20 protein-coding genes are annotated in these 20,764 nt (G+C 57.2%); 3 read left to right on the forward strand and 17 right to left on the reverse strand.

Annotation, left to right across the window (positions count from 1 at the left end):
* Positions 1-23: 23 nt before the first annotated feature.
* From AB4Y35_RS39540 to AB4Y35_RS39595, 12 genes are all read right to left on the reverse strand, one after another.
* On the reverse strand, positions 24-272 hold the full coding sequence (locus tag AB4Y35_RS39540; protein ID WP_368708600.1) for a hypothetical protein: 249 nt from the start codon (positions 270-272) through the stop codon (positions 24-26).
* The gene (locus AB4Y35_RS39545) at positions 262-939 is read right to left on the reverse strand and encodes a type IV secretion system protein (RefSeq protein ID WP_368708601.1); all 678 of its coding nucleotides are present in this window, start codon (positions 937-939) and stop codon (positions 262-264) included. Before AB4Y35_RS39545 ends, AB4Y35_RS39540 begins: the two co-directional genes overlap by 11 nt.
* 11 nt (positions 940-950) lie before the next feature.
* Positions 951-3,401: a VirB4 family type IV secretion system protein gene (locus AB4Y35_RS39550; protein ID WP_368708602.1), complete on the reverse strand. Its 2,451-nt coding sequence runs from the start codon at positions 3,399-3,401 to the stop codon at positions 951-953.
* Between the two features lie 122 nt (positions 3,402-3,523).
* The gene (locus AB4Y35_RS39555) at positions 3,524-3,961 is read right to left on the reverse strand and encodes a VirB3 family type IV secretion system protein (RefSeq protein ID WP_368708603.1); all 438 of its coding nucleotides are present in this window, start codon (positions 3,959-3,961) and stop codon (positions 3,524-3,526) included.
* A 9-nt stretch (positions 3,962-3,970) separates the two neighbouring features.
* Complete coding sequence (locus AB4Y35_RS39560; protein ID WP_368708604.1) at positions 3,971-4,321, reverse strand: hypothetical protein; 351 nt, start codon at positions 4,319-4,321, stop codon at positions 3,971-3,973.
* A 44-nt stretch (positions 4,322-4,365) separates the two neighbouring features.
* Positions 4,366-5,028, reverse strand: a complete 663-nt coding sequence (locus AB4Y35_RS39565; protein ID WP_368708605.1) for a lytic transglycosylase domain-containing protein — start codon at positions 5,026-5,028, stop codon at positions 4,366-4,368.
* A gap of 138 nt (positions 5,029-5,166) precedes the next feature.
* Complete coding sequence (locus AB4Y35_RS39570) at positions 5,167-5,481, reverse strand: hypothetical protein (protein WP_368708606.1); 315 nt, start codon at positions 5,479-5,481, stop codon at positions 5,167-5,169.
* A 425-nt stretch (positions 5,482-5,906) separates the two neighbouring features.
* Positions 5,907-6,920, reverse strand: coding sequence for a fatty acid desaturase (locus tag AB4Y35_RS39575; protein WP_368708607.1), 1,014 nt, complete (start codon positions 6,918-6,920; stop codon positions 5,907-5,909).
* On the reverse strand, positions 6,904-7,617 hold the full coding sequence (locus AB4Y35_RS39580) for an autoinducer binding domain-containing protein (RefSeq protein ID WP_342952601.1): 714 nt from the start codon (positions 7,615-7,617) through the stop codon (positions 6,904-6,906). The genes AB4Y35_RS39575 and AB4Y35_RS39580 overlap by 17 nt, the downstream gene beginning before the upstream one ends.
* 14 nt (positions 7,618-7,631) lie before the next feature.
* Positions 7,632-7,895: a hypothetical protein gene (locus AB4Y35_RS39585; protein ID WP_342952600.1), complete on the reverse strand. Its 264-nt coding sequence runs from the start codon at positions 7,893-7,895 to the stop codon at positions 7,632-7,634.
* 654 nt (positions 7,896-8,549) lie between these two features.
* Positions 8,550-9,578 carry a tRNA 2-selenouridine(34) synthase MnmH gene (gene mnmH, locus AB4Y35_RS39590; RefSeq protein ID WP_368708608.1) on the reverse strand — a complete coding sequence of 343 codons (1,029 nt, stop codon included), beginning with the start codon at positions 9,576-9,578 and terminating at the stop codon, positions 8,550-8,552.
* Between the two features lie 537 nt (positions 9,579-10,115).
* On the reverse strand, positions 10,116-11,519 hold the full coding sequence (locus tag AB4Y35_RS39595; protein ID WP_368708609.1) for a replication initiation protein: 1,404 nt from the start codon (positions 11,517-11,519) through the stop codon (positions 10,116-10,118).
* Positions 11,520-12,434: 915 nt separating this feature from the next.
* Between AB4Y35_RS39595 and AB4Y35_RS39600 the strand changes: the two genes are divergently transcribed.
* From AB4Y35_RS39600 to AB4Y35_RS39610, 3 genes are all read left to right on the forward strand, one after another.
* The gene (locus AB4Y35_RS39600; RefSeq protein WP_342952597.1) at positions 12,435-13,646 is read left to right on the forward strand and encodes an AAA family ATPase; all 1,212 of its coding nucleotides are present in this window, start codon (positions 12,435-12,437) and stop codon (positions 13,644-13,646) included.
* A complete protein-coding gene (locus tag AB4Y35_RS39605) occupies positions 13,643-14,611 on the forward strand; it encodes a ParB/RepB/Spo0J family partition protein (protein WP_368708610.1) in 969 nt (322 codons plus the stop codon). The genes AB4Y35_RS39600 and AB4Y35_RS39605 overlap by 4 nt, the downstream gene beginning before the upstream one ends.
* Before the next feature lie 2,450 nt (positions 14,612-17,061).
* Positions 17,062-17,277 (forward strand): hypothetical protein, encoded by a 216-nt coding sequence (locus AB4Y35_RS39610; RefSeq protein WP_368708611.1) that lies wholly within the window; start codon positions 17,062-17,064, stop codon positions 17,275-17,277.
* A gap of 590 nt (positions 17,278-17,867) precedes the next feature.
* Here the strand turns inward: AB4Y35_RS39610 and AB4Y35_RS39615 are convergent.
* The 5 genes from AB4Y35_RS39615 to AB4Y35_RS39635 form a co-directional block, all read right to left on the reverse strand.
* Complete coding sequence (locus AB4Y35_RS39615) at positions 17,868-18,149, reverse strand: XRE family transcriptional regulator (RefSeq protein WP_368708612.1); 282 nt, start codon at positions 18,147-18,149, stop codon at positions 17,868-17,870.
* A 597-nt stretch (positions 18,150-18,746) separates the two neighbouring features.
* Positions 18,747-18,905 (reverse strand): hypothetical protein, encoded by a 159-nt coding sequence (locus tag AB4Y35_RS39620; protein WP_368708613.1) that lies wholly within the window; start codon positions 18,903-18,905, stop codon positions 18,747-18,749.
* Positions 18,902-19,210: a hypothetical protein gene (locus tag AB4Y35_RS39625; RefSeq protein WP_368708614.1), complete on the reverse strand. Its 309-nt coding sequence runs from the start codon at positions 19,208-19,210 to the stop codon at positions 18,902-18,904. The genes AB4Y35_RS39620 and AB4Y35_RS39625 overlap by 4 nt, the downstream gene beginning before the upstream one ends.
* A 48-nt stretch (positions 19,211-19,258) precedes the next feature.
* On the reverse strand, positions 19,259-20,083 hold the full coding sequence (locus AB4Y35_RS39630; protein WP_368708665.1) for a DUF932 domain-containing protein: 825 nt from the start codon (positions 20,081-20,083) through the stop codon (positions 19,259-19,261).
* A gap of 55 nt (positions 20,084-20,138) precedes the next feature.
* Positions 20,139-20,552 carry an antirestriction protein gene (locus AB4Y35_RS39635; RefSeq protein WP_368708615.1) on the reverse strand — a complete coding sequence of 138 codons (414 nt, stop codon included), beginning with the start codon at positions 20,550-20,552 and terminating at the stop codon, positions 20,139-20,141.
* Between the last annotated feature and the right edge of the window lie 212 nt (positions 20,553-20,764).

Consider the following 20,764-nt stretch of genomic DNA (forward strand, 5'->3'; position numbering starts at 1 on the left):
CTTGCTCCTGAGTTCGGGTCCTGTCACTTCTGTACCGCTTTCGCCGCCGTTTCTTCGTCAGCCTTTTCCTCAGCGCGCTGCGCGGACGTTTCTTCCTTTTGGAGCTTTTCAGGCGTCGTTCCAAGGAATTGAGCTTTCCACGCGAGCTCACGCTGGTGCGCAGCTTCTTCCTGCGCGTTGTGCTGATGGCGGTCCCACGCGAGATAGCCCAAATAGCCGGCAATGACGACCAGCAGACTGAAGACCGCGGAAAGGAGAGCTTTATTCGCCATTTGAACCTCCGAGGAACTGGTTTTTGAAATCGCGATCTCGCTGGTCTTCCGCGAGCTTGAGCTCGGTCGCCTGCAGCTGTGCGGTGAGCTGCAGACGCGTCTGCTCGTTGGTAACCATCGCCTCTTCGGCAGCCATGCGATTCTGCAGGTCAGCCTTCTCAGCCGGATCCTGCGTGAAGTTCGACTGCTGCATCAAGGACTGGATGTTATTGAGCCGCGCCATCGTCGCGCTGTACGCCTGCTCGTTCATCGCTTTGTTAGCCGAGAGCACATCGTAATAGCGCTGTTGCCCCGGCGTCGCGGCGTCCGTCATGCCTTCCTGCTGCTCGATCGAGCGCATCGTCGAGCTGATGCCCGACAGGCTGCCACGCTTCGCCCGGTCGTAGATGTCCTGCCACTGTTCCGGCAGATAGTTGCGCAGGGACGCGTCGTTCATGATTGTGCCCAGGCTGCTGTTACCGGTGAGTGCCCGGTACTGCGCCTCCTGGTTGTCGATCTGCTGCATCAGCTGCTGGACCTGCTCCATCTGCTGGGCAAGCTCGGCAGGTGAGATGGTCGGTACGCCCTGCGCACGTGCGACGGCCGTGGCACCCAGGCAGAGTGCGGTGACGGCCACACTGGCCGCCCGCAGCAGGCGTGCAGGCCGTTCTTCATCGTTGACGTTCACGATTCCCTCCATCAGGCAGTGACAGCTTCGTTCCCAGCGTCGACAGCGGGTGCCGACGGATAGATGCGGGCGAGTTCGGCCCGCTTGCGATCAAGGTTGCGCTGCAGCTCGCCGGCCCATAGCCGCTCTTCGGCGCCGTGCTTTGCCGTGAGGCGTGTACGCAGCTTGCGTTCGAAGACGCGTTCCAGGTAGACCGGTAGCCACACGTCCGGATTGTCCCCCAGCTCCGCGCGCACGGTGTCGCAGATCAGGACGTTCTCGCGGTCTCCCGAGAACACCGCGATCGCGTCATCCATTCCGCTGATATCAAAACTCGCGAACGCCGACTGGTTGCCCTGCTTGATGAGAAACCGGCGCGACGACGGCGTGAGCTTTTTGAACTCGCTGAATTCCTTGCGCGTCATGCCATCACGCACGTACGCCTCTTCTTCCGCCGCCGGATCGGCCAGGTAAAGATTCGTTGCCACGAGGCTGCGCAGCGCCGGGTACAGGTCGGCAGCTTTCTGGCCCTGCTCAGGCTGCTGGGTAATCAGCATGATGAACTCACCCTCCTTCCGGCCACTCGCGAGCGTCTCCTCGATCTGTTCGCGAATCGTGCGGAAGCGGATAGGCAACCAGTATTCTTCCATCACGGTCTGCATGAGCCTGCCCTCCCGTCGCATCATTCTCTTGAGGTGGAAAAGCCAGGCGAACGCGGGCTCCGAGGGTTCATAGTTCTCGACAAGGAATGCCTCGACGTCGAAACCGATCCAGCGCTGTTGCGTCATGTTCAGCGACAGGTTCGGCGGGTTGTCGAACACCCACCAGAAGCGGCCGTTCTCCGATTTGCACCACAGCGACAGCCGCTGGCGCAGGCTGTCGTCACCGTCATCCGGGATGCTGTCGAGCAGCAGGCTGAATCGCCGCAGGCGAACGTCCTCGACGCCCATCACTGCATCGACGGCGTTGCGGCACTGGATCTTCTCCGCAGCGCTCAAATCGATCTTGATGGCTTTGCCCTGGTGATCGACGCCGTTCCTGCGCCCGCAAAGCTCGACCAGCCCGTACAGGAATTCGCGATTCTCGGCGGTGTCGGCCAGCTCGAACGGCGCCCAGCCGGTCGGCTTGCCTTTTTCCAGATGGACGTAGGCACCGCGCATCGCGCGGATGAACACTTCCCAGCCACGGCCCTTGTCCAGTACGAAGAGCAGTTGATCGAACCGCGACAGCATGCCTGTGACGGCGGTGGCGACAGTCGACTTGCCGGCACCCGTCGTGCCTTGCAGCTTCAGGTGCGCGGCTAGCTTCTCCGCCACATTGACCTCACCCTGCCGGCTCGCATGCGGGCTGAAGTGATAGATTCCCGATGCGGTACGGAACGGAATGACAGCCGAGCCGTCGCCAATCGGATTGCCCTCTGCCTTGCCGGCCGAATAGTCGTGACAGGTAAACATCGACGCGAAGTTGCGCGAAGATTGGACCTTCGGGCGTGGCTTGACCTTCGCACCGGGGACCTGCGAAAAATACGTGAAGGGCGCCGAGCCGGTCGCAAGCGCCCACTCGACACCACATTCGTTAAGCGAGCGCGACGCGAACAGGATCCCGTTTTCCACCGCCTCCTGTGGACTTGCGCCGTAGACTACGGCCGCACCGTGGTACTCACCGAACGACAGCTCACCCGTGTTGATGTAACCCTGCGCATCGCGCAGTTCCCTGACCTGATGCTTCGCCTTGTCGCCGGCGGACTCCAGTTTGTTGATCGCCGAGTCGATCGTGCGGTTCGACTCGAAACCCGTCATGCAGTTGAATGAATGCACGACCGTGAATTCGACTGGCAACGAGAGCAACGGATCAAGCTGGCCAAATCCAGGCTTGTCCGGGAAACTGCGCAGATCACGGCAGGTGAAGAATCTCCGGTGGTCCGGCACCCCCGGCCCGTCGATCGCGTGCGTGTCGTAGCCGAAGCGAAGATAGCTTGATGGGATGACGTCAACACCCGGCTCCGCAGCGACGGACAGATCGACCGTCACACCATTCACGAGATAGCTGACGAAACCATATAGCGGCGAGAACAGCATCTTCGTGCCGTTCATATGCGTGCGTTCGTACACCTCGATCAGTTCGGCCTCATAGTCCGCAAGCTGATGCAGCGCCTGCCCGGCGAGTGACGCGATTTCCTTCAATCCGTCCTCGAAATCCTCGTACTTCAGGATGATCGAAAAGTAATAGCGATTTTCAAAGAAGCGTCCGCCACTGAACTGACTGCCATGCTGTGTCGAAAACCAGCTCATGAAGGGGCTGTCGAAACGGTACTCGCGGCTGACATTTACCCGCCGTCGCATGAAAGCACCGTGCCAGGCAAGGCGCCCGCCAAGGTCGCGACCCAGTTTGCTCAGGGTCTCGGTGTCGCGGTCGAACTTGCGCTCAAGCACCATGGTTTCGAATACCTCGAACGGCACGCCACTCAGTGCAAGTGTGACCATGAACCGGTTTCCATCGAGGTGCTGTACATGCTTTGTGACCGGGTGCCTGAACCTTGGTATCCAGTCTTCGACAGCGCCGATTGCACCGAGGATCACGCTCGAGATGGTTGGTCTGCTGTGCATCACGGCTCCCGATCGAGCTCACGCAGCCGGCGCTCGCCCTTGCCCAATGGTTGGAGAAAATCGCGGAAGACTCGACGCTGACGGCCGTATCGCAACGGCGCAAGCGTCGATGTATTTCCGAAGTTTGGCGCCGCACGTCCCGCATTTACCCGCGCACGGATGCGCAACTGCCAAAAATAGAAGCGGCAGCGGAACTGGAGCCACATGATCCACAGTCCCTGATCATCGGTTTCGCACATGTGCTTGAACCACAGCAGCACGGGAAAGCCGAGAAACACAAACAGCAGGCCGCCCGGGCCGACGAAGAAAGCTACGAGCACACCCGAGAACATTGAGGCGACGACTACCACCAGCATCGCCATGTAGGGCACGCCCCAGATGGCCGCCGTACGTCCGAGACCATTGAAACCGGGATAGCGGGCTTTCTCGTCCGACATGATGCGCGCTCAGGTAAAGAGGTTCCACAGATACGGAGCGAGCACGCCAACCACCGCGCCGACCACTGCGACCTTGCCGCCGAGCGTAACGAACTCGCTCCAGTGAGAACGGTCTGCCCAGCACTCAGCCCCTTTCCATAGCAGCACGCAGGAAGCGCAGACACCGAGAAACGAATACAGCCAGATCTTGAACGTATTCGCACCCTCCGTCGCTGAATCAAGGCCGCCCCCGGCCAGGGCGAGTCTGGGCGCAATCAGTGCGGCGCCAAGCAGCGCTGACCTGCCAGCGCAGGCCATGCGTTTCGCATTATCTTTCAGTTGTCCTGATTTAATCGGATAGAGTTTCATTTTCCGAAACATATGACCTCTCCTTTTCACCAAGAGCCGCGGCGCGGCCAGTCAAGTCACCTGCGTGAATCGCTCTCGCAGCCAAAGTCGCCGAAGGCATCCCACGACGGATGCGGTCGATCCTTGTGCGGCTCTCGAACGGCGTGGTTCGGGGTGCTCGGCTTAGCCGCTCCTGCACTAACCTGCGTTATCGGGCGGGCTGGCCGGTTCATGATGACCGGTATCGCGGGAACCATGTCGACAGGTCCCGCCATGCTCGCTGCATTGGCAATAACACGCTGAACGTAGCTGGATCCGCTGGATTGAGCCCGTTCGCCGCCAACGAAATTACCGCTGTAATAGCAACTGATTGCCGCCCGCAAGGCGCGTTGCCCTGGACCATACGCGGCACTTGCCCGCTGATAGCAGGCGTGCAGGATTGCACTGCCCGCACGAAGATTGGCGCATGGGTCGAATCCGGTTTCGTACGTAAGGCCATACCGGCCAAGATTGAACCGGTTAACCTGTCCTAACCCGACGCTGAAATTGATTCCACGTGCATCGAGCGCGCGAGCCGTGGCAACTGCCTCTTCGGAGTCGCGTGGTTGTCGCGCCAGATGGCCGCCAACCACGCCGATTGCATACGGGTTGAAGCCGGATTCGGTGCGAGCGATGGCTTGCATCGTAACTGGATGCACAGATGGCGCGCACTGTTGCGCTAACTGGTTGAAATCAAGCATAGGCGTACTCGATCCAGTGAGCGCGCACGGCCACGATCGCCGCCGCTATAACGGGGCTATCCATTATTTCCCTCGCACGGTAATCAATGGTTAGGCCGGTGGAGCGGTGTTGGTGTTGGTAGCGCCTTCACTGGTCGATCATTGGATGTTGCCTGCTATAAACTCCCTATCCTTGAAGCGGATCCGGATCTCCTCCGCGTCCTTGCAGTGCTCGCATGCAAAGGCGATTGCGTCGTCCAGAACGCGCCACGTCTTTGGATGCCCCCGCTGCGTCTCAACCGCCAGGACTTTTCCCTCCGCCGTCAATTCGATCTGCCACGAGCCAAGCGGTCCCATGAAGATCGCCACGCGAGGCCGGGTGACCAGCCCTTTCGCCAATTCCGCTTGCGTAATACCCATATCGCCCCTTCTTTGCACAGAAAGAGGCTTTTTGCAGCAAGCGAGCAGATCCATCAAGCATCATGAATCATTTTTTGATTTATGAATATCAAAAATCAAAATTCGCGTTTTGATTATAGGCATGGTTCTTTGGTCCGTCAACCGGCGATCGATTCCTTGTGGCGTGGGACGATTCGTCGAACAGGCGCTACGACCGTTATGTCCGCGCTCGCGAGGCACTTCTGAGCATGCGGGCAAGGTTGAAAGCGTGCGCGCCGTCATCATGCATACAGATTTCGTGAGCCACGCTGACAAGCTGCCCGCCAGCAAGACCGCAACGGCCACACACGGGAGTAGTCCCACTCGCATAACGCTCGAAGCTATTCATTCCGCCTTTCCGCCTAACTTCCAATGCGTCACGCCGTCCGCGAATGGCAACACTGAAATGACGGCGCACTTACACTTTGGTCGAAGCATGGTGACAACTTCAAGAGCCACTTTTATTCTTGCTTTTCATCTTCGCCCATGCTAGCTGGGCGACTGAACATTTCCACATGGCGATTCATAACGAAGAACCAGAACGGTGGAACGAGTGCGAGGATGAACATATGCAGATAGCCGGCTGGGGTCGCCGTGCCGACTAACCTGAGGCGCTCGTATGAGCGTGTCTGGTCGAGATGGTGATGGGTGTGGAGCCCGTTGTTCACGAAAAGCCGATTCGACAACCAAAAACGCACGTCCCACGCTAGCGCGTCTTCATGATTGCGGGCAGTCCCAACCAGACCGTAGTGTTGGATATAGCCGATCGCCTCGACGACGAACACAGAGATAGCGCTCTGCCCGAGATAGAACAGTATGCCGCGGGCACCACCAAGGCACCCAAACACTCCGAGGGTCGCAATGTAAACTACAGCCGCCCGTATGAGCCTGCTCTTCCGACCTTTCGCCAGCCGGAGCCGATCGTGCGTGAATGCAGCGAGTAACGAAAGACGAAGGGAGTTGCCGACATGTCGCCACAGCGAAAGGCCGAGGCAAGCAGTTGAGCCGTAGCGGGGATCTCCTACGTGCGAGTGGTGCAGGTCGTGAACAATCCGGTAGTGTGGATATCCAGCCAGCGCAAGCGCGATATCAGATGCCACTCTGAGCCGTTTATCATCGTGATGCAAAATCTCATGAATGTGCGCCATTGCAAACGCACTCAAGACACCACATGCGGCAGTGAACCCCGAGTATTCAGGTACCGCTACCGATCGCAAGCGGATCACCGCCGTGAGAAGCGCGAACAACCAGAGGCATATAAAGGCGGCGGGAACCGCAGCGCTGATCCCTGTGACACATTTTTGCTCGCCGTCGGCTTCAACATGTTCACCGAGGAGCAAGTCACCTAGTAGGATTGTAGCAACCAGGCAGAACAGATACCGCCACGGACGATCCCAAAGAAACGCGAAAATTGCAGCAGCCGGCATCATCACCGAAAGCCAGTACCATCCTTGATTTTCACGCAAGGAGGCCATGCTCTTCCGCTAATTTCACGGCTCGGGTAATGCGACCAACGCCGAGCTTCTCGTTGATCCTCTGAAACTGGCGATAGACCGTCATCGATGAGACACGTAGTTCGGTTGCGATTTCGGCCGCCGTGAAGCCCGTCTTTACCAGAGCCAAGAGCCGGACCTCGTCTTGCGTAAGACCTGTCGTCTGCAAGGCCTCTTCCCTCAGAGCACTGGAGGACCACTCGAGAAGCTCCAACGCCAAAGCACGAAAGAAGGGGCGTGCCTCGTGGAATTGTGGCTCGGCTTCCTCCGGAGGCCGATCGGACCCGAGATATAGAATTCCGATGCGACCGTTTTCGCTCGTATGAGCTGGAATCAAATAGACGCTACGAAATCCATTCTCCGCGGCTACCTCCAACATATGCTTCTGTCCCGCGGTGTGGACGGGCAACGCTGAACCTAGCACAGGCGCCGTGTTGGAACGCGCATACTCGAGGCATGGGTCGGTTAGATACCACCGATTTGCGTTATACAGCTGGCACCACTCTGGACGACAGCCGATCAAGAACCGGTAGGTCGATCGACTATCTGAATAGTCGGAGGGGTGCAGAGAGGCAAACACAAACCACTCTGCTCCGTGAGCTTGAATCGCGCGACTGACAAGCGAGATCAGTTCCAGCTCATCAGTGGCTTTCAACAGATCGTCAACGCTCAGATCCATGCGTCCTACCTTGCTCAATGTGCGTCATCAACGTGCCGGCCCCACACCAGCCTCCGCACCTCTCCATAAATGGCTTGCATCGTCGAGTAATGCGGATCCGCCAATGCAAAGTCCTCAAAATCGTTACGCACTGACATCGGGAGTACCTGTACGGCAACCGTTTGGTTTCCCTGGACAAGAAACCGCTCGGCAATAAAGCCGGTTGTCACTCGGTATAGCCGTACGCCGACCCTTTCAGAAGACGCGCCGACATCGCGCTCAAAGATAAGATTCTTCATAGTCCGCACCAGTGCCGTCGGGATGATGACCGCACTTTCTACACGTGCGATCGAGACAGTCTTGTCGGGACCTTGCGGAGACTACGTTGTCGGCCACGCAGGCTTCACATTCGAACAGCCTAGCGAAAAAGACTGTTTGACATGTCCGACACGTGAGTCGATGAACCTCGTTCTCCAGCAATACCTCCCAGCAGTCGTCACCGAAGGGCGCTTCGCATGCCGGACAAACGATGTTGATGCACTCGCTCATAGTTCCCAACCCGAGAGTATTTGGACATCAAGCAGCGACGCCTAAATGCCCGAGGCCAGCGAATCGACCGCTCTCTGGGGCACACCACGCCACGGTGCAGATCGAGATGAGCCAAGCCGAACCCGCTCATTTAAGAGCAGGATGATGCGGTCCGCGATTGTGGCGGACATGCCCCAATAATCCCGATCCGACAATCTGTCCTGTCCGGATCAAAATTTCTCGTATGAAGTTAATGCTCCAACTTCGGGGTCTGCCACCGCTGTTACATCCGGAAACATTAATGCGAACCGATCTGCATATATTCGGTAATTAGCTCAGGTTTGTGATCTTGATCTGCACGTTGTGGTGGCAAGAAATGCGGGGCGTAGCTACGCGATCGGGTGACAGCCGATGCCTTTTGCATATCAGCCAAAGCGCTTGATGAGGCTCCGAGCAATATGGTTGAGGCTAGCAGGCTGCAGATCCACTAGCTCTATGGAAGGTGACTCGGCGAGTGATTGATAGCCTCGCTTTGTAGATCGCGCGTAGCTCGGATCGTAGTGCGAGATCATTAGGCGTTCGAACAATTCTGGGATCCTTCGCGACGCGGCCAGCTCATGCCATAGCTCGAGTTCTTTCCCGCCTACGATGCTTCGAAGATGTGTCAGCCGCTCAACTAAGGAATCGGGATCGCTTTCAAAGTGCGCGTAATCTTCCCGCCAGAGTCGGACTCGCTCAGACATCGGTGCGCTGATTTTCAAGAGCGTCCCGGTTGAATGCATCGTTTCGAACAAAGCCAGCGGAAGTTGGACATTGCCGATTTTTTTGCTTTCTGCCTCAATCCACACCGGGCGCGTTGTCGCGAAGGTCGAGAGCTTCTGGAGAAGCAGGCTGTCAAAATATTTCTGGGTCGGCTGTGAAACCCCCGGGATTGCTCCGATGACAGAACCACGATGCGCAGCGATCGCCTCAAGATCGAGCACTTGCGCCCCTTCGGCCGAAAGCTGCTCAAGCAAACGCGTTTTGCCGCAGCCGGTCGGTCCAGAAAGAACGAGGTACGAAAACTCTCGTGGGCGGGTTTCCAATTGTTCGTTGACCCAGCGGCGGTAACCCTTCCACCCACCCGGCAACCGCTCTACTTTATAGCCAACTGTGTCCAGTGCATCGAACCATAGACGGCTGCGTTTGCCCCCTCGAAAGCAATATACGAGAATCCTGTCGCGCCGAGGGCGGGTCACGATCACTGTATCCAAGTGGCGCGAGATATTCCTCAGCGAAAAGGACACGCCGATCAGGTACGCGCGCATCTTGTCGGTGCGATGCAAGGTTCCCACCTCAGCGTACTCGTCGTTGTTGACGACCGGGAGGTTGATTGCGCCGGGGATGTGATCCTCTGCAAATTCCCTCTCACTGCGAGCGTCGATGATGAGGTCGTACTCTTCAAATCGATACATGGGCACCCGCCCTTCCGGTTGAGAATTTGCCGCACCCCTATTCTGGCGAATTTGTGGAGGCTCTGGCTCAACAGATGACATATGCGACAGGCCGATACCGAGTGTGGTCCTCGTTTTCGTCACAGCAAACGGATGGCGGCGATGAGGCGCCGCCGGTCAGGAAGAGCTACTCTGTATGAAGCCTGATACCGCGCCAGACGTGCCAGCGCCAGCGCTGCCACCGAACTGCAGCTGTGACGCCACGGACCCGCGTCCCTCATGGCGCGCTTACCTGTTAGCCATCAAAAACGCCACATGCCTGGAGACGACAAACTCGCTGCCTTCCGGGTGCCTTTCCCTGGGAGCTCGAGGCACCACCACGGCAAACATCCAGCAAGCGCTGCCGCAATTCGGTTGTGGCCACCGCCATCGCCTTGAGAGCAGATTTGTAGCGCGTACGGCATCGCCGACTTCAGGGCACGTTGCTGGACTTGTCTGCCGCTGAACGCCGATGAAACGATGAAACGTGCGACAGACTCTTAGGTGCCTTCGCGCCTCCTATTGACTGGCTCGCAACGCGCTGATTCTTCCAAAAACAAATTGGCCGAGGTACCAGCCAAGTTCTCCGCTTGCGAGGATGTCGCCCTCGGTGACGTCGGTGGCTTCAAGCTTCATGCGGCGGAGCATCAGTTTGCCCTCGCGGGAGCCGACCCAGCCACGTATGAAATCTCGTTTGCTCTTCTCGTCCGCAGCCAGGTAGTGCTCACGACCGATTCTCGCCTCTTCGTTCATGCGCGCGCGCGATTCTTCCTCTTTCGAGGCAATGCTGTGCGCAATCGAGGCACGAACCTCCGTCGTTTCGGTGTTCTGCTGGGCTTCGTTGCTCAACAGTTTCGCCTGCACTTCGACCATCGTTCGCTCGGCTTCCGACATTTTCCAGTTGTCGCGCAATGCCTTCATCAGATAGCCAGACGGACTCTTCTTAACCTGACCGCGATGAAGCCGGAAACGCGTGTATTCGATCGCTTGCTGGATGCGTTCGTCCGTCCACGTATTGCGATTCTCCGAGATCTCGCTGAACTGCCGCGATGACAGATTGAACTCGTCCTTGAGTACCTTGTAGACATGGCTAGCGTCAGCAAGGCTCGCCATCACAGCGTCGGCCATATCTTTTCGCTTTAGCATGAAGCGCAGACGATCGATCTTCTTCGAAGAGGTGGACTCGGTCCTCGTTTCATACGAGAGTTCGATGTCGGAAACCTCATTGATCTCCTTGACCGCGGGTTCGAGCCAGTCACGCTTGAAGTATTTGAAAATGGCCGCGTTTGCGCCCATTTTCCCTGGCCATGTCCGCATCACCTCAAGTGGAATCCAATCGGTGCGCCCCGCTGGAACGCTTGGCAGTACTTTGTCGTAGATCGCTCTGGCCAGACTTCTCGTGAAAGCAGTCGATATGCGCAAGCTCAGCCAATGCGATTTTCGCGGGTCGCGAATATGTGGCACCAAGGTCGGGTGAACGTCGAACCGGATTCGCCCGCGATGAAAGGCCACTAGCCCGATGAGTTGGACCTGAACCCACAAGTCGTCTTCATGCGGATCGCGATCTGAGGGCGTATTCGTTAAGCGGATCTTGGCGTTCTGGGCTTCGTCGGCGATCGTCCGCAGGTGCTTGAGATTGCGGCTGTCATAGCGCATCAGCCACTTGAAGTAGTTCAGTTCGACGTCGTACTGGTCCTGCGTCTGAGACTCCTGGGCGACGATGAAGTACGCCGCGTCCAGGAAGCGTCGCGCAGGCAACCCCATGTTCACGATTTCGGTGAAGAAGTTGTTGCGTTGATACCCGATCTCGCGGCTCGACTCATTTACTGGCAAACCGAGATCGAACATGTCTTCAAACAACGCCAAGGCCATTTGCCGAGGTGTCGTTCTCGTTCTGCCCTCTTCCGGGTTGTCCGATGCCATTGCGTGAGTTGCCTGATTGGAGTCATGCGACTTTATCACTCATAGGTGAGGTGTCAACACAACGAACCTCACCATCACGAAGCGCTGTCAAGCAGCGTGTGCAGGCTGCTCGCGAATCATGCACAAGGAACCTCACCATACGCACAACGAACCTCACCATAGCCATCCTGCGATTGTGGATGCGGGCCGTACTGCGCGGTTCCGGGAGGTGTTTCGTTCAGGCTGCACAAAGGACCTCACCATTGTGGATAAGTGCAATCCTTGCACATCGAACCTCACTGTTGTGCGTGTCGAATCTCACCTTTTCAGGCCAAAAACCTCACTTTTAAGCACATGAAACCTCACCTTCAGCACAACCACCCTCACCTTTAGGAGCCTAACTAGATGATTATTATGAATACACCTGTCTTCTGTTAGTTTGTCTGTTCGGTTTTTGTTTACAAAAACAACATACATACGCATACAGAAAAAGAGCGATCATTCGCGCAGTGCAGCAGATCGAACGGCTTGCAATCGAATCTTCAGGGCTATTTCCGTACTTTTGCATTTCTAGCGCTACAGAGACTTGCGATTCAAGGTGAGGTCGATTGTGCACGCCGCCAATCGAGACGTCTCGGGGAATCAAAGGCGCGTGGTTCGGGCCGGCCGAGCAGGCCGAAGGTGAGGTTGATTGTGCTTTTGGCCTACGGATACTCAGCGGTTCGTCATTTTGTGCGCTGTTTTGTGCGCGTCATACGGGGGAAGGTGAGCCTGTTTGTGCTCAATTTCGCTAGGCTCCGCCACGCAATTTACGGTTTGCATGTGCCAGAGCAGGGAAAAATACAATAAATTTCTATGTTTACAGTGATTTAGGCTGAAAATTTCAAGTTGCTTCTGTATTATGAGGTTTGTCTATGACCTCACGAAAACCTCAGAATGGTGAAAACAAGCCAACTTCCAGCTGTTGACCGGACTGTGCCTCTGGAACAGATTAGCGCGTTCGCTGAGAAGGTGTCGATTTTTACGGATGAATTGCGCGAAACCATCCTCGCACCGAGACCCCGAAAGGCTGCGCCCGTGTTCAAGACTGGCGAGATTGCCGCGATGTGCAACATCACGCATTCACAGGTTCAATATCTGGCCACGAAAGCGGATGGAGAATTGCCGCCTGGCACGGCAGCGGGTACTGGCCGCACACGGACCTTCACGCTAGAGGAGGCCCGTGTCTGGGTGCAGAAAGTCTCCGACATTTACCAGACGCCCCTCGTGACGGGGACAAAAGAGCCAGATGGGAAAATTATCATAACAGCCCAGCTCAAAGGCGGGTCCGCAAAGACGACGACGACGATGTGTCTTGCCCAGGGCCTTACGCTACGCGGACGCAAGGTCCTCGTCGTCGATCTCGATCCGCAGGCTTCGTTGTCTGAACTCTGTGGCTTGTATGCGGAAAAGGATGTAACGCCTGAGGACACGGTGCTCCCCTATATTTATGACCAGCTAATCGAAGGGGGGCTCGGCGCACGCGTTCAGTCAACTTATTGGGATGGTCTCGACGTCATCCCGGCCCATACGGAACTCATTGGGGCGGAATTTCATTTGCCCGCAATGCAGAAGATCAAACCGGGCTTCAAATTCTGGACGGTACTGCGAGAGGGGCTTGAGCCGCTTCGCAAGCAGTATGACTACATCCTCATGGATACGTCACCGTCTCTCTCCTACATGAATCTGAACGCGCTCCTTGCGGCGGATGCGCTGGTGATGCCGATGGTTCCTGAGAACCTGGATTTCATCAGCTCATTGTCGTTCTGGCGTTTGTTCTCAGACGTATCAAAGAGCTTTATCAAGTACGAGCAAGGTAAGAAGTATGACTTCATCTCGTTGTTGCTCTCGAGAGTGGACTACGGACGCACCTCGTCGGCGCCTATAGTCCGTGCGTGGGCAGAGAGCGCATACGAGAACTGGCTCCATGCCATCGAGGTGCCTGCCAGTTCGGTCATGAGTACGGGCGCGCTTGCCTTCTCCACAGTGTTTGATATCAGCAGCTCGCATAGTGCGGCTAAAGCCCTGCAGCGCGTCAGACAGCCACTTATCGACTACTGCCGCTGGCTCGACGAAATTTATGAAGAAAAATGGAGAACCGCGCAATGAGCAATATGCGTGAACAACTGCTGGCCAAGACGGCCGGCATTCGAAAGACGTCTTCTATCAATGAAGACGAGGTCAAGCGTACGGAACGCACACAGACTGCACCTGGGCTTGCCGGTGCGCTTGCGGTCGCACAATTGCGCGTCCAGGAACTTGAGGCGGCCGGCGTTACGTCACAGTTGTCGGTTGCAGCGATTGCGCCCAATCCGTGGCAACCGCGGCGGATATTTAACGAAGCCAAATTAAGCGAATTGGCGGAATCGATTCGCGAGGTCGGACAGGTTCAGCCGATCGTCGTTCGACGTGTCGAGTCGGGCTATCAGATCGTTGCGGGTGAGCGGCGCTGGCGTGCTCATAAGGTTCTGGGTCTGGACTCCATCAAGGCCGTGGTGACGGATTGTTCCGATTCAGACATGGCAGTTCTGGCGATGGTCGAAAACGTTAGCCGTGACGATCTGTCGGACTATGAGATTAGCCTGTCAATTCGGCGGACGGAAAAGGAGTTTCCGGACCGGAAGCGGTTGGCGGAGGCGCTGGGGCTCTCGCGAAGCGGGCTCTTTCAGTTCCTGAGCTTCGACAAGCTCCCAGCGTTCATCCTTAAGGACCTGGATATTCAGCCGCGTTTGTTGGGAGCAAACGCAGCCGAAGCAATCGTGTCGGCTATCCGGAAGTTCGGTGAAGCAGGTCTTTCGGCGGCGCGTGAAGTCTGGCCTGACGTGATTTCGGGGGACCTTGAGCAAGGCAAAGTGGCCGGCGCGATCAAGCTGCTCGCGACACGCGGTGCTGCCTCTGCGACCGCGAACGAGAGAAGTATTGACAAGTTTTTCGCTGGCAAGGAACACGCGGGCTCGATCACGAAGGATGTGAACGGATTTACGATCAAGTTCAAGCCGGGCGTGATGACAGAGGACTTCGAAGCACAGATCCGGGCACTTATCAGCGAGACGTTCAATCATCATCCGAGATGAGCGAATCAAGCCTGCTTGAAACCCGCCGTGAGCGGGTTTTTTTGTGTCCTGCGTCTGGCCAGTCCATAGTATGGACCCGGGGCGAGATGCCGATTTGATGAAATCGTCTCCCGAGATCCTTCTGCGTTCGGCACTGACGGAAACTCATTGAGGCGATAAATCGAGTCCATACTATGGATTTGCTTGCCTGCCCAGTCTCGAACCCTTGTTTGATACTTCGTACCAGAAGATCGAACCGGCACGCGATATTCAGCAATTACTTCCGGCAGTTGGGACGTGAGGCCCGCTGCGCGGCCACGGTGATGACGTACAAGCAGTGAGTCGCGTGCCAGTCCATAGTACGGATCCTGCGGTTCCAACGCCGATCGGATCACTGTGTGGTGTCCTGAGAGCGGGAAGGGCTTGGGAAAACCGACCGCCCGACGATATTCCACGGTCCTTGGCGTCCGGCTTCCTAAGGGCGTAGTCCATACTATGGATTCCCGCCTGTGGCCATGCCTTGGTTTTGGTTTATCTGACCGCCGGCGTCCGCGTACCGACTGGCTTCGCCCGAAGTGACCGCTGAATATGACTCGCAAGTGTTTCGGGCAACCATCTCTGAACACACTCACGCCCTTTGACGCGTAGCCGTGTCTCACCGCCGCCGGCGGCGGCCAGGAAGCTCCGCACACTCCCTCCGTTGACATACGCGCCTTGCGCGTCACTTAGTCTGTGTTGGTTGAGCGAATCATCGCGGAACCGCCGATCGTTCGACTAAGCAAAATGGGAAGTGATCGTTGACTTCTCATGAGCCCGCAATGGCCATCGTACGCAAATCCAATTTCGTTTGGTGCTTGCGAGGCACCGCTGAACAGGTGCCTAGAGTCCGAAGTATGAAGCTGAAACTTCACGTCAGCATAACCGGCGCCAATTTCGCGTCCAACAGCGCGCTGGGTCCTTTAGTCGTGGCTGAGTTTAGCAAGCGCAGCTAGCAGGATCTGAAGCCTTGAATTGCTACTGCTGTTCGCTAAGCATCCGGACAATCCACTGAATCGCCAAAAGCGCATTTGCTCCCGCGCCGGTGCGCAAGCTAGTCGTGTCGAGCTCTCTGTATGTCTGCGTCTTCGAAATAAGGTTTCGCCTAATTCTCGGCGCTTGCTTCCTGACGTGGGCAATCTGCTCGCCGTGCGTCACCGATGATTGATCTTGCTCCTTGTTTTCACGGCAAACGTGGCGTTGGGTTCACTGAATATGGCACTGAAGGAGCATTCCACTTAGTCCACGCTCCCTAGGCCAAGCAAGTTATACGGACCGGAAACTGAGGCGCTACCGAGGTCGGGTGACATCTGGTCGTCGCCAACCGATCACACTGCCCATGTGCGCCCTTTGAGACCGGCTGCATCGATCGGTGCATAGCGAGATAGAAGCGTAAGCAAGGAGAGTAGGAAAAGTGAACTCGAGCGCAATCGTCGACGGATGGCCTTCGAATGAACATGAAATGCGAGAGCATCGCATGTATCGGCCAGCACCAGAACTGGGTTACTGATGACTGCGAGCGCTCGTGATGGGCGGAAATCTGCAACGGGACACGACGCGTATCGAACGCTGGATACTCAGAAATATAAACTCGCCACAGCAATGGTGCGTGTAAACGCAACTAACAGATTAGTCTGGTACAAGCTGGCTCTGTTCACAACGCTCTCTCTCGGGCCAGCAGGCATATCCGGATCTCCGCGTAGCCTTATGCCGCCGAATTTTCGGTTCGTCGTGCCGTGAAACATTGGGGGACAAATTTAAAAAGCGCCGAATTCCCCGAATAACGGGCCATTCAGCGGAATCCCTGATGAATGTTCCACGCGGCGCAGCGCTGATTTAGGATCGGACAGTTACGTTCCGGTCTGACGGACGATAACTTGCTGACGAAATACCGGAACCGTAACGAATGAAACGTATTTCGTAGTGAAAGCGCGCTCCACGCTGACGGGTGAGCTATTTGGGCTTCGCCGCTCCCACGCGGCCCTGCAGATACGGCCCGAACGGCGCGAGTCTGCCCTTACCGGCTGACTGGCCCCGCTCCCAGAGATACTTCCAAACCGGGTTGACCGCCATGGCGGTCTCGACGGCGATATCCCGGGGCCTGCTTCTTTGGGGACGCAGAATATCGATTTCCCATGTATTCCCCGTAGCTGAGTATGACCGGCCAAGGGGTGAGCTTATCCGTTTCCGTGACGGGCGCTGGTTCACTGCTCTTGCAAGCGCCGATCTTGTTCTATACAACCGCGCAAAGTGATGCCGCGGCGGGATCGAGCGTCGCGACGAACAGCTCCGCCTCGCGCATCTCGCCGGTGTGCGGATCAACGATACCGAGCCTTGTTACCCGAGTAGTCGATGAATAGCTTCTCCCCGGGCGTGTGCGTCTGGACTCGCCGGAAACCGATAGGCTCGACATCTTATTGGGAACCGAGGCGCGGATGACCGGCGACCTGATTGTGGTTCGGGTGTTGGAGGGCTTCTCGGCGGACTCCGATTTCAATGTAGCCAGGCAGTTGATGACGACGCGCCTTGGCATTGTGTCGGCTCGTCGGCGCCGAGCTTACATGGCGCCCAAGTTTTTTGCCGGAAAGCGAGCGCGCACAGCAGCGTGGACCCGACAGTTGATGCTGTGGAACTTTGCGGAGTTCACATAAGGTATTCAAGGGACCGAACTCTTGCGAGTGCCTTTCATGCCAAGGGGCAAGGAAAATCCTGCCGTTTATTCAGAGTGGACAGGACGTCGCGGCTATCCGGTCCTATGACATGTCAGATCGAATTCCGGCTAGTACGGGAGGCCGAAGCAGTTCGCAGATCGCCGCGGAATAAGTCAGTAACCTCGCTGACGAACATATACAACCCGGTTGCGGTTGCCGCCAGTACGCGTATTACGACGCGCAGCCCAGTTGAGCGCATCCGAGGCCAAAGTGGTTGATTCTGCCGAGCACGAGGTCCGAAACACACCGGTGCGTGAAGCGAAAGAGCATCGGGAGCCTGAGTCTGAGACATGCCTGCGTGATATGGTTCTTGAGCGCCACCGTCAGTTTCGAATGCGGCTCCATGCTCTCAGCTTCGGACGGCGCGTCTTCGAAGGCATCCTATGCGCTGGTGTGTCGTTGCGTGCCCATTACCCTGAATCCTCAAGGAAATTCCAGTAGCACCTCGGGGTGTTGCCGATGTCCGTCTCGCTTGTCTCCCCGGTTTAGGGGCGCACTATGCCGTACGAGCGCGTCTCGAGACCGCGCGGTCATGCAGACATATCGTCATCGATAGCCCATATTTTCCCCAAGCCGGCCACCTCGCAAAAAATTGCCCATGCGGCGTATGGGATGTGAGACTCGCCGCTGATCCATCGGCGTATCTGTCGTCCTCCTCCTTTCTCGCTCAACCCGACGAGATCCGCCGCCTCGCGCCCTGTCAATCCGGCGCGGCGAATGACCTCGCGAACCTCAACGCCGGTCGGCTGTTGCCAGCCCTTGACCCACGGCACCAGACATTGCTGGCGGATATGTATATAAAAATCGCTCATTCGTACCTCATGTTCACACGGGGACCAGAAGGAACTACACCAACATGTATCGAAGCCCCCGCGGCAGAAAGGCGCCGGCACCGGATCGTCACGCCGCGATCCGCGGCGCGCCGGCGCGAACCCCACGCCTGCTGGCGCGGGTCCCCTGGCGCCTCGATCCAGGCGCGCGGCGCGCGCGATACATCCGTGATTATCGCAAGTCCGGTCTGCAAGAAGGAGGGGCGGCGCAGCAAGTAGGTGGTGCATAGGCCGTGGCTCCCGTGCCGTTGCGGGCATTCATCACGGTACCTTCCCCGGAGCGCGGTATATGCGGCCTTGACCTGTTCGGGAGCGAGCCGAGACGCATGGATAACGTACATGCGCTCACAGCTCATATCCCCGTCGATGTCGGCCAGTTGGTGATCTCTAGGGCACAGTACCCCATCGTTGCCAGTGGCTTTCGGCGGCGCACCAGTGGTTGATCGCCTGCTCGATCTCGGCGACCGTCAGAAAGGCTTTGATCTCCATCTCGGTGTCATGTGACAACACTCGCGCAGAAGAGGCGCGAGTGTCCATTCTTGTTTAGCGGTATGGCGACAGAACCTCAAAGAGACGATGTCAAATGATCGACATTTCGGCGCAGGGGAAACATGCGAAGCCATGGACCAAATCGATTCGCCCAAACGAGCGCCGAACGCCAAAAATGGTAGGGGAACCGAATGATTCCAGCTGCACGTCGCCGCTTTTCAATTTGGCGCGGCGTGCAACGATACTCATCTGGCACGCTCCAGTCGCTGCGTGTTCATCGATCCCGGTGCGACAGGCGTCACGCGGTCAAACTCCGCGAGCGCAGTGCGCGCGATCGCGCGAAGCTCGTCGCGATGCATTTCGATCACGTGACCGTCCCGGTCGCGCATGTTGGCGATTCTTTCCAGGGCTCGCGCGGCATAGGCCGCCGCGTCAGCGGACAGGGCCATACGAAAGAGTTCGCTGCGCGCAATCGAGCGGTCGCCATACTGCCAGACCGCCAGCAGTGGAAGCAGCGCGGCGAGCCACGTTGGACGGGTATTCAGAGCATCCATGAAAGTGTCTCCTCAGGATGCCCCGGCCCGCAGGCCGAGGCATCCGGGTTAGCCGCGCAGGCGGCGCAGTTCGTCGGCGAGTACCCACAGGGCCCGGTTGAGCCGGATGTTTTGGTCGATACCGGTTACAGGGCGGGTCGTGGTGGAGCGGCCATTTGCATTGCGCCCGTGAAGCCCACCGCGAATCATGTTTTCCTGGACCCTTGAAAAAGTACTCCAGAGATCCGGGGCCTGATCCTCGATGCGACGCGGGGCGAGCAATTGACGTTCGGTGACTGGAGCGAGCTTGCCCTCGTCGTACCGCAGCGCAAGCGCCGCACGGGCGAAGGCCGTCTGCTCGCCCTGATCAAGTACCGAAGCCATCATGCCTTCGCGCTGTTCTGCAGCGGCCTCAAAGCTGTCGAGCATTCTGAACGCGCCTTCGATGACCTCGCCGACCACATCGCCCTTGTGCGGGATGCGGATATCGGCAATGGTGTCGCCGCATACCATGCCGTTCTGGCAGACGAACCTGAAGCAGCCCCCCACCAGTTGAAACGACGAGGAGCCATCGTGGCTGTTCAAGAGGATGATCTCGTTGGCTTCGCGACCCGCAATATCCTCAACATGGCGCATGCGGATAAGGTGCTTTGTGTACGCACGCCTGTCATCGTCACGTACCCGGGTCTGGCAGACCATGAAGGGCTGAAAACCTTCACGACGAAGAGCATTTAGTACATCGACGGTCGGAATGTAGCTGTAACGCACGGAGCGGCTTTCGTGAGCGGCTTGAGCAAGGATGGAGGGCGCGACTTCTGCAATCTCGTTATTCGACAGTGGGCGATCCGAGCGCAGGGCGACGGCATTACGGCTGAAGCGGCTTGCAAGCGTAATCATGCTGTTCCTCACAAAAAAGGGCGGCCCCGACCCGCTGGCCGGAGCGGGTCGATTAGTCGATGGCGCGCAGGATGTTGGCGGCTTCCACGTGCTGCGTGGCGAACTGGCGCAACTGGTGGTAGCGCTCGATGATGGCGTCATCGAGTGTCTTTTCCGCGAGGTGGCAGAGGGCAAACAGGGTGACTGTGATGCCGAAAGCGTCCGCACCCATCATGTCGCTGTAACCGTTCATATGCCAGTGAACATGCACGCGCGAGGCCTCGGCAGGAGCCATATAGAAGCCTCCATTGGACAACGTAAAGAAGTGCCACAGGCCACCCTGGTAACTGCGATCGAGGCGGGCAGCCCAGTCGTACACGTAGGACTCGCCCGTCAGGTAGTGTCTCCCCAGATAGCGAGGTAGGACATTCATGCGCAGTTCTTCCGGTACAACAGAAGAGGTAATGCGGTCTTGAGTCATGGTCATCGGAGCTCTCCGGTTGGCGACCGAAAGCATTTCGGCCTCACTTTTATTATAGGGCAAATTGCCCTTTATTAAAGTCAGAATGAGCGTGCACTATATTTAATTTGTCTAATCATGCATATAGTTGATGTCGCTTGTCTATTTAAGGGCAATATGTCCTATATTTAACGTGAGACCAGAACTCATCTGGTCTCAAACCGGTGACAGTAGAAAAT

Source organism: Paraburkholderia sp. EG286A (assembly GCF_040965375.1).
GTDB lineage: Bacteria > Pseudomonadota > Gammaproteobacteria > Burkholderiales > Burkholderiaceae > Paraburkholderia.

Excerpts from the sequence above, each read along its gene's own strand:
- AB4Y35_RS39620 (WP_368708613.1), bottom strand. The coding sequence starts at position 18,905 with ATGAGTATCGTTGCACGCCGCGCCAAATTGAAAAGCGGCGACGTGCAG.
- AB4Y35_RS39585 (WP_342952600.1), bottom strand. The coding sequence starts at position 7,895 with ATGAAGAATCTTATCTTTGAGCGCGATGTCGGCGCGTCTTCTGAAAGG.
- AB4Y35_RS39595 (WP_368708609.1), bottom strand. The coding sequence starts at position 11,519 with ATGGCATCGGACAACCCGGAAGAGGGCAGAACGAGAACGACACCTCGG.
- AB4Y35_RS39550 (WP_368708602.1), bottom strand. The coding sequence starts at position 3,401 with ATGGTCACACTTGCACTGAGTGGCGTGCCGTTCGAGGTATTCGAAACC.
- AB4Y35_RS39560 (WP_368708604.1), bottom strand. The coding sequence starts at position 4,321 with ATGTTTCGGAAAATGAAACTCTATCCGATTAAATCAGGACAACTGAAA.
- AB4Y35_RS39570 (WP_368708606.1), bottom strand. The coding sequence starts at position 5,481 with ATGGATCTGCTCGCTTGCTGCAAAAAGCCTCTTTCTGTGCAAAGAAGG.
- AB4Y35_RS39625 (WP_368708614.1), bottom strand. The coding sequence starts at position 19,210 with ATGGATGCTCTGAATACCCGTCCAACGTGGCTCGCCGCGCTGCTTCCA.
- AB4Y35_RS39565 (WP_368708605.1), bottom strand. The coding sequence starts at position 5,028 with ATGCTTGATTTCAACCAGTTAGCGCAACAGTGCGCGCCATCTGTGCAT.
- mnmH (WP_368708608.1), bottom strand. The coding sequence starts at position 9,578 with ATGTATCGATTTGAAGAGTACGACCTCATCATCGACGCTCGCAGTGAG.
- AB4Y35_RS39610 (WP_368708611.1), top strand. The coding sequence starts at position 17,062 with ATGACCGGCGACCTGATTGTGGTTCGGGTGTTGGAGGGCTTCTCGGCG.
- AB4Y35_RS39555 (WP_368708603.1), bottom strand. The coding sequence starts at position 3,961 with ATGTCGGACGAGAAAGCCCGCTATCCCGGTTTCAATGGTCTCGGACGT.
- AB4Y35_RS39540 (WP_368708600.1), bottom strand. The coding sequence starts at position 272 with ATGGCGAATAAAGCTCTCCTTTCCGCGGTCTTCAGTCTGCTGGTCGTC.
- AB4Y35_RS39605 (WP_368708610.1), top strand. The coding sequence starts at position 13,643 with ATGAGCAATATGCGTGAACAACTGCTGGCCAAGACGGCCGGCATTCGA.
- AB4Y35_RS39635 (WP_368708615.1), bottom strand. The coding sequence starts at position 20,552 with ATGACCATGACTCAAGACCGCATTACCTCTTCTGTTGTACCGGAAGAA.
- AB4Y35_RS39580 (WP_342952601.1), bottom strand. The coding sequence starts at position 7,617 with ATGGATCTGAGCGTTGACGATCTGTTGAAAGCCACTGATGAGCTGGAA.
- AB4Y35_RS39615 (WP_368708612.1), bottom strand. The coding sequence starts at position 18,149 with ATGAGCGATTTTTATATACATATCCGCCAGCAATGTCTGGTGCCGTGG.
- AB4Y35_RS39575 (WP_368708607.1), bottom strand. The coding sequence starts at position 6,920 with ATGGCCTCCTTGCGTGAAAATCAAGGATGGTACTGGCTTTCGGTGATG.
- AB4Y35_RS39600 (WP_342952597.1), top strand. The coding sequence starts at position 12,435 with ATGGTGAAAACAAGCCAACTTCCAGCTGTTGACCGGACTGTGCCTCTG.